Consider the following 13,670-nt stretch of genomic DNA (forward strand, 5'->3'; position numbering starts at 1 on the left):
GCCCAAGGGGCTGTCGGGGCAGGGTGCGCGAGCCAGTAACCTTGTGCGGGGCGTGCGCACGCCCCGCCACCCCGCTCCGAGTACTGCGAAAGGTGCCCGCCCCCTGTGGAAACCGCAGCAACCGCCTCCCCGGCAGCCGTGATCGTCGCCATCGATGGTCCCTCCGGCACGGGCAAGTCGAGCACCTCGAAGGCCGTCGCCGCCCAGCTCGGTCTCAGCTACCTGGACACCGGTGCCCAGTACCGGGCGATCACCTGGTGGATGGTGCACCACGGCATCGACCTCACCGACCCGAGTGCGATCGCCGCCGTCGCGGGCAAGCCCGAGATCCTCTCCGGCACCGACCCGCTCGCCCCGACCATCACGGTGGACGGCACGGACGTGGCGGGCCCCATCCGCACCACCGACGTCACCTCCAAGGTCAGCGCGGTCAGCGCCGTCCCCGAGGTGCGCACCCGGATCACCGAGCTGCAGCGCTCCATCGCCGCGTCGGCCGAGAAGGGCATCGTCGTCGAGGGCCGGGACATCGGCACCACCGTGCTGCCCGGCGCCGACCTGAAGATCTTCCTCACCGCCTCTCCCGAGGCGCGCGCCGCCCGCCGCTCCGGCGAGCTGAAGGGTGCCGACGTCCAGGCGACCCGGGAAGCCCTGATCAAGCGGGACGCGGCCGACTCCAGCCGCAAGACGTCCCCGCTGGCCAAGGCCGACGACGCCGTCGAGGTCGACACCACCGAGCTCACGCTCCAGCAGGTCATCGAGTGCGTCGTCACCCTCGTCGAGGAGAAGCGGGCCGCCAAGTGACCCGAGGTGCTGCCGAGCGGGGCGCCGGTGAGCGCGGTGCGGAGGTCGGCCGCCGTATCGGCGTCGGCCTCATGTACGGCCTGTTCAAGCCGCGCGTGCTGGGCTCCTGGCGGGTCCCGGTCCACGGCCCGGTGATCCTGGCCGTCAACCACGCGCACAACGTGGACGGCCCGATGGTCATGGGCGTCGCGCCCCGGCCGACGCACTTCCTGATCAAGAAGGAGGCGTTCGTCGGCCCGCTCGGCCCCTTCCTGGACGCCATCGGCCAGGTCAAGGTCGACCGCGCGGTGGCCGACCGGAGCGCCATCACCCGGGCCCTTGGCGTCCTGGAGCACGGCGGCGTCCTCGGGATCTTCCCCGAGGGCACCCGGGGCGAGGGCGACTTCGCGTCGCTGCGCGCCGGACTCGCGTACTTCGCCGTCCGCTCCGGCGCCCCGATCGTCCCGGTCGCGGTCCTGGGCAGCACCGACCGGCCCGGCCGGCTGATAGAGCAGCTGCCGCCGCTGCGCAGCCGGGTCGACGTCGTCTTCGGCGACCCGTTCCAGGCGGGCGAGAGCGGCGGACGGCGCACGCGCAAGGCGCTGGACGAGGCGACCGTGCGCATCCAGGAGCGGCTCTCCGCCCACCTGGAAAACGCCAGGCGCCTGACCGGGCGCTGAGCGAGACTTAACAGGTCGAGCCTTAACGGGGTCGGGCCTTAACCGGACGAGACTTATCAAGTAGTGCCCCGGCCCTCAAAGGACCGGCGCACCGATCACCACGATGAACGACGAGGTACGGACTTCATGAGCGACCAGACCCAGCCCGAGGGCGACGGCTTCGCCGACCACGACCACGGGGCGCTCGGCGACGCCGAGTACGCGCAGTTCATGGAGCTGGCCGCCGAGGAGGGCTTCGACGTCGAGGACGTCGAGGGTGCCCTGGAGGAGGCGGGCCACGGCCCGCTCCCCGTCCTCGCCGTCATCGGCCGCCCCAATGTCGGCAAGTCGACCTTGGTGAACCGCATCATCGGCCGCCGCGAGGCCGTCGTGGAGGACCGCCCCGGCGTCACCCGCGACCGCGTCACCTACGAGGCCGAGTGGGCGGGCCGCCGCTTCAAGCTGGTCGACACCGGCGGCTGGGAGCAGGACGTGCTCGGCATCGACGCGTCGGTCGCCGCCCAGGCGGAGTACGCCATCGAGGCCGCGGACGCCGTGGTCTTCGTGGTCGACGCCACGGTCGGCGCCACCGACACCGACGAGGCGGTCGTACGCCTGCTCCGCAAGGCCGGCAAGCCCGTCGTCCTGTGCGCCAACAAGGTCGACGGCCCCTCCGGCGAGGCCGACGCCACCGCCCTGTGGGCGCTCGGCCTCGGTGAGCCGCACCCCGTCTCCGCGCTGCACGGCCGCGGCACCGGCGACATGCTGGACGCCGTCCTGGAGGCGCTGCCCGAGGCGCCCGAGCAGACCTTCGGCACGGCCATCGGCGGCCCCCGCCGCATCGCGCTCATCGGCCGCCCGAACGTCGGCAAGTCCTCGCTGCTCAACAAGGTGGCGAACGAGGACCGCGTGGTCGTCAACGAAATGGCGGGCACCACCCGCGACCCGGTGGACGAGCTGATCGAGCTGGGCGGCATCACCTGGAAGTTCGTCGACACGGCGGGCATCCGCAAGCGCGTCCACCTCCAGCAGGGTGCCGACTACTACGCCTCGCTGCGCACCGCCGCCGCCGTGGAGAAGGCGGAGGTCGCGGTGATCCTCATCGACGCCTCCGAGACCATCTCCGTCCAGGACCAGCGCATCGTGACGATGGCCGTCGAGGCGGGCCGCGCGATCGTCGTCGCGTACAACAAGTGGGACACCCTGGACGAGGAGCGCCGCTACTACCTGGAGCGGGAGATCGAGACCGAGCTGGCCCAGGTCGCCTGGGCGCCGCGGGTCAACGTCTCGGCGGCCACCGGCCGGCACATGGAGAAGCTCGTCCCGGCGATCGAGGCGGCTCTCGCGGGCTGGGAGACGCGCGTGCCGACGGGCCGGCTGAACGCGTTCCTCGGCGAGATCGTCGCCTCCCACCCGCACCCGGTCCGGGGCGGCAAGCAGCCCCGCATCCTCTTCGGCACCCAGGCGGGCACGAAGCCCCCGCGCTTCGTCTTCTTCGCGTCGGGCTTCATCGAGGCGGGCTACCGCCGCTTCCTGGAGCGCAGGCTGCGCGAGGAGTTCGGCTTCGAGGGCACGCCGATCCACATCTCGGTGCGAGTGCGCGAGAAGCGCGGCCGCAAGAAGTAGGCGCTGCTCCGGTAGGTACGTGAATGCCCGGCCCCCCTTCTCGGGGGCCGGGCATTTCGCTTGCTCGGCGTGCGGCGCCGGGGTGCTCAGTACTCGCGGCGCGGGGCCGGTGGCAGGGCCGCGAGGAACGAGTGGTGGCCGGTGGACTGGTGGTCCTGCTGGCCGTAGCGCGCCATGTGCAGCTGGCCGAAGGAGTTCTGGCGCGGGTCGTGCCGGGCGTCGAACCGTCCGTCGCCGCGGTGCTGCGTGCCGTACGGCCCGGTGCCGAAGGCGGTGAACCCCAGATTCTCCTCGCCGCTGCGGTCGCCCGGCAGGGTCCTGAAGGCCCTGCGGTACTCCGAGTACAGCGTGTCGTAGATCGGTGTGGCCGAGCGCTCGCCCGTCGAGTCCTGCGCCGAGCGCATGGACGGGATCGGGTTCTGGTACGTCGGCCGGTGGCGGGAGGGGTCGTATGTGTGCACGTCTGTGCCAACGAAATCGTGGCCCGACGGATGCGGGGGCCGCGCCGCTTTCCGGGACCGGTGAGTAGTGTGACCGGCGCGTTCGCGGCTCGGGGCGGCCCGCGGGCACCCGATGTTGTCAGGTTCCGGCGAGCGGCATCGTGCAGGCGACGAGCCGCCCCTGGGCCGCCGTCCGGTCCAGGGCGTCCCGCAGCAGGTCCTCGCGCGGCTGCCGGCCGATGGAGCCCGCGGGCGCGGCGAAGAGCAGCACGCTCTGCGTCTTGTTCGCCGCGGCCCGCCAGGCCTCGGTGACGTGCAGCGGCTGGTGGGCCTGCCACCAGGCGACGGGGGCGCCGCCGCCGGTGCCGGGCTGCAGGACGGCGTGCAACTGGCCCATGGCGAGCAGCACCGACCAGCCGTGCAGCACGGGCGGCACGCCGGCGAGGGAGGGCGTCGGCAGGAAGCCCTGCTCGATCAGGAGCGGCAGGAACTCGTCGCCGTCGTCGGGGGCGGCGCCCGGGCGGGCGATGGGGCCGGTGGGTTCGACGACGAGTGCGGGGCGCAGCTCGCCCTCGATCAGGACCAGGCCGCTGGTCACGCCGAGCACGGCCTGGCTGGGCTCCTCGACGGGCCCTCCGGCGTTCTCGCGGGTGATGGACCGCACGGCGCCCTGGAGTTGCTCCTCGGAGACCGTGACGATCTGGGAGGGCAGGCAGGTGGCGTGGGCGAAGGCGAGCACGGCGGTCTCGTCGCCGACGAACAGGACCGTGCTGGTGCGTTCCTGCTCGGAGTCGCCCGGGGTGCGGCAGGACGTGCAGTCGTAACTGCCCGGGGCGTTGTCTCCGGCGAGCAGCCGGTCGGCTTCTTCGTCGCCGATCTCGGCGCGTACGTCGTCGCTGACGTCGAGCATGCGCGGCACGGGGTGGCTCCTCGGGATCGGCACATGGGGTGCTTCGGGTGATGTCCGGCGGGCCGGGTGATGTCCCGGCTCATGAGAAGACAACGGTGGATCAGCGGCGCAGGTCACGGATGGAGGCGAACGGAATCGAACCACCGGCGAGGAAAGGCGGTTCGGGCGCGGGAAGCTGTCGTCGGGCGCCAATATCCGTGCGCGGCAAGGTAGTTGGGTCGACGAAGCGGGGCGCGGGTCGATGGTCCCGCCGGTCGACAAATACGGATATCAGGCAATGAAGGGAGCGGTGGGGATGGCTTGGTGACGGCGGGGGATGGCCGAAAGGCGCCGATACTCCTGGTGGCGCGCAGGCGTCGCCCCGGCGTGATCGGTCGACCCGGCCCGCCCGTCGCCCGCCTCGGAGGGGGCCGCCGTCCGGGTGGGCTCGCGGGGGCGCGGCGGCGCGGCACGCGCCGGAGCCGCGGCGGGGCTGCCTAGCGTGGCCCGATGCATCTGACGCATTTTGGGCATCCGGCGCATTTCCGTCATACGGGGCGTCCGAGGTCGACGCGCACTCTGAGGTCTCTGGCGGTGGTCGTGGGCGTGGCCCTGGCCGCGGTGGCGCTGCCGTCGGCCGCCGCGTCCGCGGCCCCGTCACCGCCGCGAAACGTTCTGTTCAAGGCGTACGACTGCCCGGTGAGCAAGGGCCGGTGGAACTGCCTCGCCGAGTGCGAGAGCAACGGGCGGTGGGACGCGAACACCGGCAACGGCTTCTACGGAGGGCTCCAGTTCTGGCAGCCGACCTGGGAGGAGCACGGCGGACTCAAGTACGCGCCGCGTGCCGACCTGGCGACCAAGGAGGAGCAGATCGTGGTCGCCGAGAAGGTGCTGCGCACCCAGGGGTGGAAGGCCTGGCCCACCTGCTCCAAGAAGGTGCGGATCGAGCGGTTCCACGGGCGTGGGCACGTGGTGACGTCCGGCGAGACGCTCAGTTCGATCGCCCGCCGGTACGCGGTCGTGGGCGGCTGGCAGGCCTTGTACCGGGCCAATCGAGGCGTCGTCGGAGCCAACCCCGACCGGCTCGGCGTCGGCACGAGGCTCGTCATTCCGGGGCGGTCCTGAGTTCCGCCGCTTCCGCGCTGGACACCACCGCGCCCCGGCGCATCTCATGAACCACCACGATCGGTGCCGCCCGTCTCGCGCGTTCGCGCAAGGCGGGCGGCAGTCGTTGTTCGGCGACGATCACACAGGCGCCCCGGGTGCACAGATCGGCCAGGAGCGCGTACGTGCGCGCCGTGACGGACGGCGCCATGCCCTGCGTCGGTTCGTCCACGAGGACCACCGGGGCCCGTGGGAGCAGGGCCCGGGACAGGGCCAGCATGCGCTGTTCGCCGCCCGACAGGGTGCCCGCGCGGCGGGGGAGCAGCGGGCCCAGCTCCGGGTAGGCGCTCAGGGCGCGACCGAAGTCGCCGCCGGGGCGGGCCCGTTCCAGGTTCTCCGCGACGGTGAGGGAGGGGAACACCGCCCGCCGGTCCGGTACGAAGCACAGGCCTCGCGCGGCCCGCTCATGGGCGGGTCGGCGGGTGATGTCCCGGCCGTCGAGGAGTACGGCTCCCGAGGTGAGGGGGAGCGTGCCGGCCAGTGCGCGCAGGGCCGTGGTGCGGCCGGAGCCGTTGCGGCCCACGAGGACGGTGAGGGCGGCGGCGGGCGCGGCCAGACAGACGCCGTGCAGGGCCTCCAGGGGGCCGTGGCGCACGTGGGCATCGCGCAGTTCGATGCCTTTCACGCGGTATGCCCCTCCGTCAGGTGGGCCGCGGGACCCGACGCGGTGATGCGGCCCGCCGTCAGCACGTGCACGGTGTCGGCGAGGTCCGCCACCAGGTCGAGGTCGTGCTCGACCACGAGGAGTGCCATGCCGTCGGCCACGAGGGCGCGCAGCAGGAGGGCGAGCGCGGCGACCTCGGCCGCGTCCAGGCCCGCCGCCGGTTCGTCCAGGAGGAGGGTGTGCGGGGCGCCCGCGAGCGCCCGCGCCAGTTCCGTGCGGCGCAGGGCGCCGGTGGACAGGGAGGCGGCGGGGTGGTCGCGCAGGTCCGTCAGGTCCAGCAGGCGCAGGGCGTGTTCGGCGGCCCGGTCGGTCCCGGCGCGGGCCTGTTCGGCGCCGACCAGGACGTTCTCGGCGACCGTCAGCGACGGAAAGACCGCCGGCTGCTGGCAGGTGCGGGCCACGCCGACACGGGCCCGGGCATGGGCCGGGAGCCGCGTGATGTCCCGGGCGCCGAGGGTGATCCGCCCGCTGTCGGGACGAAGGGCGCCGGCGAGACAGTGGAAGAGGGTGCTCTTGCCGGCGCCATTGGGCCCGACGACCGCGGTGATCCGGCCTCGGGGGACGTGGAGACCGACGTCGTCGAGAGCGGCGAAGCCCTGATAGGCGACGCTGAGACGCCGAACCCTGAGGGACACGTCACCGGACACACCGACGGTCGGCGTGCGCCCGCGCCGGGGCGGCTTCGCGGGGTGGGGTCTCGGGTCTTGCTCAGTGGGTGGAGGGGGTCCTTGGGGGACGGCGACGCCGCGAGAGGGAGCGAGGGCCTGGCGGACCGAGGCGCCCAGGGGGGTCAGGCGGGCCCGGGGACGCCGGCGCGGCAGGAGCGTACGGAGGGCCTCGTAGGGCCCACCGGGAAAGCGACCGACCAGCACCGCGAGGACACCGATCACCGCCGCGGCCACTCCGCCCCGCGCCCCCGCGTCCAGACCGACCAGCAGCGCCGCGCCCACCAGCGCGCCGAGCACGCTGTCGGAGCCGAGGACCACCACCGCCGCGAACCACAGCAGCCCCCGCACGGGGTCGTACGCCCCGGAGTCGAAGGCCCGCTGCCCCATCGCCAGCATGCCGCCGCCCAGCGCGGCCAGCGCCGCCCCGGTCACGAACGCCGTGAGTTTCAGGGCGGGCACGGGCACCCCGGCGGCCGCCGCCCCCGCCTCGTGATCCCGCATCGCCGCCAGCGCGCGGCCGGTACGGCCCCGGCGCAACGCGGTGACCAGGAGCAGCGCCCCGGCGAGGAGGGCGAGTTCCAGGACGTAGTACGCGCGGTCGCCGCCGAACCCCGCGGGGCGGTCCGGCGCCGGCCCCGAGGTGGCGTACGGCTGGGTGAAGACGAAGCGGCTGACGCCCACGCCGACCGCGAACGTCGCGAGGGCGAGCGCCAGGCCGTGGCGGCTGATCGCGGGCCATCCGGTGAGCAGGCCGAGCGGTGCGACGAGGAGGACGGCGCCGAACAGCGCCACCAGGTGCGGCAGCGCGGGCAGACCGGGGAAGCGGCCCGCCGCGAGGAGGGCGGTGAACAGGGCACCGAGCCCCGCGTACGCGGCCTGCCCGAGGGAGAGCTGGCCGCCGCGGCCCGTGACGATCACGAGGGACAGCAGGATCACCGCGAGCGCGGGGACCTGGACGGAGGTCGTCAGGTCCGGGCCGGCGAAGCCGAGGGGGAGGAGGAAGAGCACCGCCGCCACGATCCAGGCGCCCGGCGGGGTCGGCACCCGAGCCGTCGCGGTGCGGGGCAGCGCGTCCCGGGAGCCGATGCCCGGCATGATCAGCGCCGCGACCAGCAGGGCGATGACGAAGAGGTTCGCGCCGGCGGTCTGGAGGAGCTGTTCCGGCCACCCCGACGGGTGCAGCCGCGTCAGCTGGCTCTGGGCCACGCCGAGGCCGAGCGCCACCGCGACGGCGACGGGCAGGCTGCGCATCCTGGCCGCCACGGCGACGGCGACCACCTCCATCACCAGAAGCGGCATGCCGTACGGGTCAAGACGTACGTAAGGCGCGAGGAGTACGCCGGTCAGGCCCGCGGTGAAGGAGCCGAACGCCCAGCCGGCCGCCGCCACCCGGTCCGCGTCGACGCCGAAGAGCACGGCGAGCCCGCGGTTGTCGACGACGGCCCGCAGTTCGCCGCCGAGGCGGGTCCACCGGGTGACCGCCCCCACGGCGGCGGCGAGGGCCACGGCCGCCCCCAGCGGGACCCACGGGTCGGCGGACAGGAGGGTGGGCGCGTCGTCGCGGGCGCCCGGGCCCCACACGAGGGCCGCCCCGCCGACGAGGAGCACGAAGACGCCGATCGAGGCCACCAGCGTCTGCGCGGGATCACCGCCGAGGACCGCCAGGGGGCGGAAGACGGCGCGGTCCAGGAGCAGGCCGATGCCGGGCGCCACCAGGAGCAGGGTGACGGCGGCGGCCAGTGGCAGCGGCCAGTGCCAGTCGGCGGTGAGCTGGCGCAGCACGTGGGCGCAGACCATGGCGATCGCGCCGTGCGCGAAGTTGAGGACTCCCGTCGCGCGGTGGGTGACGATCAGGCCGATGCCGGTGAGGGCGGCGGCGCCGCCGACCGAGAGCCCGGCCAGGGTGAGGTCGTAGCTCAGGGACGCCACCGGCTCAGCGCTCCGTGGCGGGCGCGGTGGCGGCCGTCGGATCGTCGGGCGGCCCGGTGTCCGCGCCGGGGTCCGGCGGCTCGCAGATCGGACAGGGGGCGAAGGCGCCTGGCGCCGGGGCCGCGGGGTCGACGGGCAGCACCCCGGGCCTGTCCGCGACGAGGGGGCAGTCGGCGCGGTGCCACAGCGTGCCGCCCGGCACGGCGCGGAGTTCCTCGCTCGTCGCCACGGGCGCCGGATCGCGTCCGGGCGCGCCGACGGGGTCCGCCGTCACCAGCAGGCCGTACAACTCCTCGACCCGCGCCGCCGCGAGGGCGCTCTCGCCGTGGGTGAGCAGCACGGCGCCCGCGATGATCAGGGCGGCGCCCGGCACCGTGCACGAGGCGAGATAGGGCAGCTGCCGCTCGGCGAAGCGCTCCCCGGAGACGCCGTACCAGCCCAGTACGCACAGCACCGCACCACCGGCGAGCGCCGCGCAGGCCGCCCACAGGACGGCTCGCGCGGCGCCCGGCCGGGCCGGGTGGGGCGCGTCTGCCGGTCGAGCCGTCCGAGCCGCCCGCATCGAGGCCCCCCTGGGACACGTCGTCGGTCACGTCAGTGGTGTCGATGGTCTGTCCATGTCAGCCGATGGCTTGCACTATGCCCTCTGGAAGCTGACGCGGAAAGCTCCGGGCCCGGGCGGCCCGGACCGACACCCGGTGGTGAGCCAGATGGTGCGGGCAAGAGTGCGCGGCGCGGCGCTGGCGGCCGCCGCGGTCATCCTGATCGTCCCGACCGCTGTGGCCTGCGGCGACGACAGCGGGGGCGGGGACGGCGGCACCCCGCCCGAGCCGTCCGTGGAGAAGTCCTCGAAGCCCGCCGGGGGCGGCGCCGAGCCCGCCGACCCGGCGGCCGCGGAGGCGGAGGTCCGGGAGAACTGGGAGAAGTTCTTCGACCCCGAGGTCTCGCTGAAGGACAAGGAAGCCGTCCTGGAGAACGGCTCCAAGATGCGCGGCGTCCTCGAGGGCTTCAGCGGCGACGAGCGCGGCGAGCAGGTCGCGGCGCAGGTGGGGAAGGTCGCGTTCACCTCGGCCGAGGAGGCCGACGTCACCTACGCGCTGACCCTGAAGGGCGCCACCGCGCTGCCCGACGCCGCCGGCACGGCCGTCCACCAGGACGACACCTGGAAGGTGTCCGTCAAGACCCTGTGCGCGCTGGTGAAGCTGAGCGGGAATGCGTCACCCGGTCCGGGCTGCTGAGGCGCTGCTGGTCGTCGCGCTCATGCTGGCGGGCGCGGCCTGCGGGTCCCGGCTGCCCGAGGGCGACTTCGAGCGGCGGGGCAGGGCCACCGCGCCCGCCCATCGGGCGCCGATCAAGGTCGGCGTCATCGCCAGTGCGACCAGCCCGGTCGGTGGCAGCGCGTTCACCGGGCCGCGCGACGGCGCCAAGGCCTACTTCGACCGGCTGAACGCCCGCGGCGGCATCGGGGGCCACCCCGTGGAGGTGCGCACCTGCGACGACGGCGGCAGCGGTGTCGGCAACAACGACTGCGTGCGCGAGCTGGTGGAGGAGCGCGAGGTCGTCGCGCTCGTGGCCACCGCCTCGCTGGACTACGCGGGCGCCGCGCGGGTCTCGCGGGCGGGCGTGTCCGACATCGGCGGCCAGCCGATCGGCGCCGCGTACGAGACGTATCCGCACCTGTACGGGATCTACGGCAGCCTCGCCCCGCGCGACGGCGAGCCGGGCTGGGACGGCAGGCTCTACGGCGGCACCGAGGTCTACCGCTACTTCAAGCGCGCGCAGGGGGCGCGCACGGCCGCCGTCGTCTCCTACAACCAGGCCGCCTCCGCCGCGTACGCCCGGCTGGTCACCCGGGGCCTGCGGGCGGAGGGCTACAAGGTGGTCACCGAACAGGTCGACTTCGCCCTGCCGAACTTCCGCGCCGCGGCCGCCGATCTGAAGGAGCGGGGTGTCGACCTGGTCTTCGACGCGATGGACACGCACGGCAACGCCCGGCTGTGCGAGGCGATGGACGACGTGGGGGCCGAGGTCACCGCGAAGGTCACCAACGTACAGAACTGGACCTCGACCGTCGGCGACGACTACAAGAACGCGCCGCGCTGCCGCAACGCCCTGTGGGTCACCGGGTCGAGCAGGAACTACGAGGACGGCGCGCACCCGGCCGTCCGCGAGTTCCGCGCCGCCCTGCGGGGCAAGGCGCTCTCCCAGTGGCATCTGGAGGGCTGGGCCGCCGCCCGGTGGTTCACGGACGCCGCGACGTCCTGCCTGCGTGGGGCGGGCGGCGCCGTCACACGCGGCTGCGTGGACGCCTTCATGAACCGGAGGAAGCCGTACTCGGCGCACGGCCTGCTGGTCCCCGTGACCTTCGAGCGGCGGACGCGACCACCCCGGCACCGCACCGCGTGCGTGTCGGTCGCCCGCTGGCGGGACGGGAAGGGCTGGGTCACCCAGGGCGAAGACATGAACGACAACTGCTTCGACGTCCCGCAGCTCGCCTACCGGCCCTGACGTGCGCGTCCACCGCGCAGTTCGCCTTGGCTCACCGGGCGGTCGCCCGACTGTTCCCAAACAGGATGGTATTGGCACCCAACCTTTGGCCAGGATTGACCGTCTAACCCTGAGGTAGGCGGACGAGGGGGACTGTCCGCACGGAAACACGGGATACGGGGACGCATGCATATTTCCTTCCTGATACATAACGCGTACGGGATAGGAGGGACGATCCGGACGACGTACAACCTGGCCAACACGCTGGCCCAGCAGCACGACGTGGAGATCGTCTCCGTATTCCGCCACCGCGACGAGCCGGTTTTCGCGCCTGACCCGCGCGTGCGCCTGAGCCACCTCGTGGACATGCGCAAGGACAGTCCGGGCTATGCGGGCGAGGACCCCGACCATCTGCGCCCCGCCCGGACGTTCCCCGACGCCGAGGGCCGCTACGCCCAGTACAGCGCGCTCACCGACCGGCGCATCGCCGCGCACCTCGCCGCGCTGGACGCCGACGTCGTCGTCGGCACCCGCCCCGGGCTGAACGTGCACATCGCCCGGCAGACCGCGCGCGGCCCCCTGCGCGTCGGCCAGGAGCACCTCACGCTGGACAGCCACTCCAAGGAGCTGCGCCGGCAGCTGCGCAGCGTCTACCCCCGCCTCGACGTCCTGACCACGACGACCGAGGCCGACGCCCGCGCCTACACCCAGAAGATGCGGCTGCCCGGCGTCCATGTGCAGGCCGTGCCCAACCCCGTACCCGCGCCCGGCATCGAGCCGGCCGACGGCTCCCACAAGTGGGTCGTCGCCGCCGGCCGGCTCGCCCCCGTCAAGCGGTACGACCTGCTGATCAGGGCCTTCGACCGGGTGCGCCGCGAGCGTCCCGACTGGCGCCTGCGGATCTACGGCGGCGGCAAGCAGAAGGAGAAGCTGCGCGCCCTGATCGAGGAACTCGGCCTCTACAACCACGTCTTCCTCATGGGCCCCGCCCATCCCATCGAGCCCGAGTGGGCCAAGGGCTCCATCGCCGCCGTCACCTCCAGCCTGGAGTCCTTCGGCATGACGATCGTCGAGGCGATGCGCTGCGGTCTGCCCGTCGTCGCCACCGACTGCCCGCACGGCCCGGGCGAGATCATCGACAACGGTGTCGACGGACGCCTCGTGGAGGTCGGCAACCCCGACGCCATCGCGGGCGGCCTGCTCGAACTGATCAACGACGACGCGCTCCGGCAGCGCATGGCGGGCGCCGCGCTCCAGGACTCCGAGCGCTTCGACCCGGTCCGCATCGCCGAGCGCTACGACGCGATGTTCACCGGGATGATCACCCGGGGCAGCTCGTTCGGGGGCCGGATACGCGGCTCCATGCACCGGACGCGCGGCATGCTGCTCGGGGGCGCGTACGCGCTGCGGGACCTCGAACGCGTACAGACGAAGGGATCGACCGCATGACGTCCTTGGCCACCTCGCGCCCCGCGTCCCCCACCGGGGACGAGCAGGAGGCGTCCACCGCGCCGCGCGCCGACTGCGTCGCCGACTCCGCCGGGGGCCTCACCTTCGACGTGACGGAACCGGAGGGGACCGGCACCCCGGACGCGGCCCACCTGCTGCTGCGTCTGCGCGACCGCGACGACGAGGTCCGGCTGCCGCTCTCCCCGTCGGCCGACGGCCGGCTGCGGGCCGCGCTGCCCAGCACCGTCGACCTCGCCGAGGGGCGCTGGAACGCCTACGCGCAGATCGCGGGCGGCGAGCCGCGCCGCCTGCTGCCGGGCGTGAACGACCTGCGCGCGCTCGTGGACCGCGCGCCCAGCGGCAGCCGCGGCCATGTCGCGGTGCGCATCCCGTACGCGACGAAGCAGGGCAACCTCTCCGTGCGCAGCTGGCACCGGGCCCCGCACGCCGAGGCCGGCGAGATCGAGATCGACGACGCGGGCCTGACCGTGCGCGGACGGCTCTACGGCACACCGGCGACCGACGCCGTCTACGCCGAGGCCGTCAAACGCGACGACCCCGGCCTCGTCCAGCGGGTCGAAGTGACCGCGACGGGCCCGGAGTTCACCTTCGCACTGCGCCACGACCCGTTCGCGGACAGCGGGCCGGGGCCCTGGGACCTGTGGGTTCACCCCTCGGGTGAGAGCGGTCCGCGGGTGCGCCTGGCCCGGCTCCTCGACGACGTCGCCGACAAGAAGACGATCTTCACCTACCCCGTGGTGCGCCGCGAGAGCGCGCACGGGCCGGTCGAGACGGGCCCGTACTACACCAACGACAACGACCTGGCCGTCCGCGTCCGCGCCGTCCGGTCCGGGGAGGGGCCCGCCGAGGAGAGCTGACATCGCGGACCGCGGCTGTCCTGAACCCGGGGCACAA

General features: G+C 73.8%; 13 protein-coding genes. 8 read left to right on the forward strand and 5 right to left on the reverse strand.

The window, feature by feature from the left end; translation table 11 throughout:
* Positions 1–105: 105 nt before the first annotated feature.
* The 3 genes from cmk to der all read left to right on the forward strand — a co-directional run bounded on the left by cmk (position 106) and on the right by der (position 3,065).
* Positions 106–801 carry a (d)CMP kinase gene (gene cmk, locus ACZ5GP_RS20435; protein WP_468752193.1) on the forward strand — a complete coding sequence of 232 codons (696 nt, stop codon included), beginning with the start codon at positions 106–108 and terminating at the stop codon, positions 799–801.
* Positions 759–1,460, forward strand: coding sequence for a lysophospholipid acyltransferase family protein (locus ACZ5GP_RS20440; RefSeq protein ID WP_468752194.1), 702 nt, complete (start codon positions 759–761; stop codon positions 1,458–1,460). The genes cmk and ACZ5GP_RS20440 overlap by 43 nt, the downstream gene beginning before the upstream one ends.
* A 126-nt stretch (positions 1,461–1,586) precedes the next feature.
* Positions 1,587–3,065 (forward strand): ribosome biogenesis GTPase Der, encoded by a 1,479-nt coding sequence (gene der, locus ACZ5GP_RS20445; protein ID WP_358586904.1) that lies wholly within the window; start codon positions 1,587–1,589, stop codon positions 3,063–3,065.
* Positions 3,066–3,151: 86 nt separating this feature from the next.
* On the opposite strand, the gene ACZ5GP_RS20450 is transcribed toward der, so the two are convergent.
* Both ACZ5GP_RS20450 and ACZ5GP_RS20455 read right to left on the reverse strand, forming a co-directional pair.
* Positions 3,152–3,526: a hypothetical protein gene (locus ACZ5GP_RS20450; protein WP_468752195.1), complete on the reverse strand. Its 375-nt coding sequence runs from the start codon at positions 3,524–3,526 to the stop codon at positions 3,152–3,154.
* Positions 3,527–3,644: 118 nt separating this feature from the next.
* On the reverse strand, positions 3,645–4,424 hold the full coding sequence (locus tag ACZ5GP_RS20455) for a hypothetical protein (RefSeq protein ID WP_468752196.1): 780 nt from the start codon (positions 4,422–4,424) through the stop codon (positions 3,645–3,647).
* A gap of 564 nt (positions 4,425–4,988) precedes the next feature.
* On the opposite strand from ACZ5GP_RS20455, the gene ACZ5GP_RS20460 reads away from it, so the two are divergent.
* Positions 4,989–5,519 carry a LysM peptidoglycan-binding domain-containing protein gene (locus ACZ5GP_RS20460; RefSeq protein WP_468752197.1) on the forward strand — a complete coding sequence of 177 codons (531 nt, stop codon included), beginning with the start codon at positions 4,989–4,991 and terminating at the stop codon, positions 5,517–5,519.
* Here ACZ5GP_RS20460 and ACZ5GP_RS20465 read toward each other — a convergent pair.
* From ACZ5GP_RS20465 to ACZ5GP_RS20475, 3 genes are read right to left on the reverse strand one after another with little or no spacing between them, the layout of a single operon-like run.
* Positions 5,500–6,183: an ABC transporter ATP-binding protein gene (locus tag ACZ5GP_RS20465; RefSeq protein ID WP_468752198.1), complete on the reverse strand. Its 684-nt coding sequence runs from the start codon at positions 6,181–6,183 to the stop codon at positions 5,500–5,502. The two genes, ACZ5GP_RS20460 and ACZ5GP_RS20465, sit on opposite strands and share 20 nt — an antisense overlap.
* Positions 6,180–8,819: an ABC transporter permease subunit gene (locus ACZ5GP_RS20470; RefSeq protein ID WP_468752199.1), complete on the reverse strand. Its 2,640-nt coding sequence runs from the start codon at positions 8,817–8,819 to the stop codon at positions 6,180–6,182. The genes ACZ5GP_RS20465 and ACZ5GP_RS20470 overlap by 4 nt, the downstream gene beginning before the upstream one ends.
* 4 nt (positions 8,820–8,823) lie before the next feature.
* On the reverse strand, positions 8,824–9,381 hold the full coding sequence (locus ACZ5GP_RS20475; RefSeq protein ID WP_468752200.1) for a hypothetical protein: 558 nt from the start codon (positions 9,379–9,381) through the stop codon (positions 8,824–8,826).
* A 148-nt stretch (positions 9,382–9,529) separates the two neighbouring features.
* On the opposite strand from ACZ5GP_RS20475, the gene ACZ5GP_RS20480 reads away from it, so the two are divergent.
* From ACZ5GP_RS20480 to ACZ5GP_RS20495, 4 genes are all read left to right on the forward strand, one after another.
* Positions 9,530–10,057 (forward strand): MTB12 C-terminal domain-containing protein, encoded by a 528-nt coding sequence (locus tag ACZ5GP_RS20480; RefSeq protein ID WP_468752201.1) that lies wholly within the window; start codon positions 9,530–9,532, stop codon positions 10,055–10,057.
* Positions 10,032–11,327: an ABC transporter substrate-binding protein gene (locus ACZ5GP_RS20485; RefSeq protein ID WP_468752202.1), complete on the forward strand. Its 1,296-nt coding sequence runs from the start codon at positions 10,032–10,034 to the stop codon at positions 11,325–11,327. The genes ACZ5GP_RS20480 and ACZ5GP_RS20485 overlap by 26 nt, the downstream gene beginning before the upstream one ends.
* 165 nt (positions 11,328–11,492) lie before the next feature.
* Positions 11,493–12,755 carry a glycosyltransferase family 4 protein gene (locus ACZ5GP_RS20490; RefSeq protein WP_468752203.1) on the forward strand — a complete coding sequence of 421 codons (1,263 nt, stop codon included), beginning with the start codon at positions 11,493–11,495 and terminating at the stop codon, positions 12,753–12,755.
* On the forward strand, positions 12,752–13,633 hold the full coding sequence (locus ACZ5GP_RS20495; protein WP_468752204.1) for a hypothetical protein: 882 nt from the start codon (positions 12,752–12,754) through the stop codon (positions 13,631–13,633). The genes ACZ5GP_RS20490 and ACZ5GP_RS20495 overlap by 4 nt, the downstream gene beginning before the upstream one ends.
* Positions 13,634–13,670: the final 37 nt, after the last annotated feature.

The sequence above is a fragment of the Streptomyces sp. NPDC031466 genome (assembly GCF_055581265.1).

Bases quoted from the DNA above. Each gene is read 5' to 3' on its own strand.
- ACZ5GP_RS20475 (WP_468752200.1), bottom strand. From the start codon at position 9,381: ATGCGGGCGGCTCGGACGGCTCGACCGGCAGACGCGCCCCACCCGGCC.
- ACZ5GP_RS20480 (WP_468752201.1), top strand. From the start codon at position 9,530: ATGGTGCGGGCAAGAGTGCGCGGCGCGGCGCTGGCGGCCGCCGCGGTC.
- ACZ5GP_RS20485 (WP_468752202.1), top strand. From the start codon at position 10,032: ATGCGTCACCCGGTCCGGGCTGCTGAGGCGCTGCTGGTCGTCGCGCTC.
- der (WP_358586904.1), top strand. From the start codon at position 1,587: ATGAGCGACCAGACCCAGCCCGAGGGCGACGGCTTCGCCGACCACGAC.
- ACZ5GP_RS20490 (WP_468752203.1), top strand. From the start codon at position 11,493: ATGCATATTTCCTTCCTGATACATAACGCGTACGGGATAGGAGGGACG.
- ACZ5GP_RS20495 (WP_468752204.1), top strand. From the start codon at position 12,752: ATGACGTCCTTGGCCACCTCGCGCCCCGCGTCCCCCACCGGGGACGAG.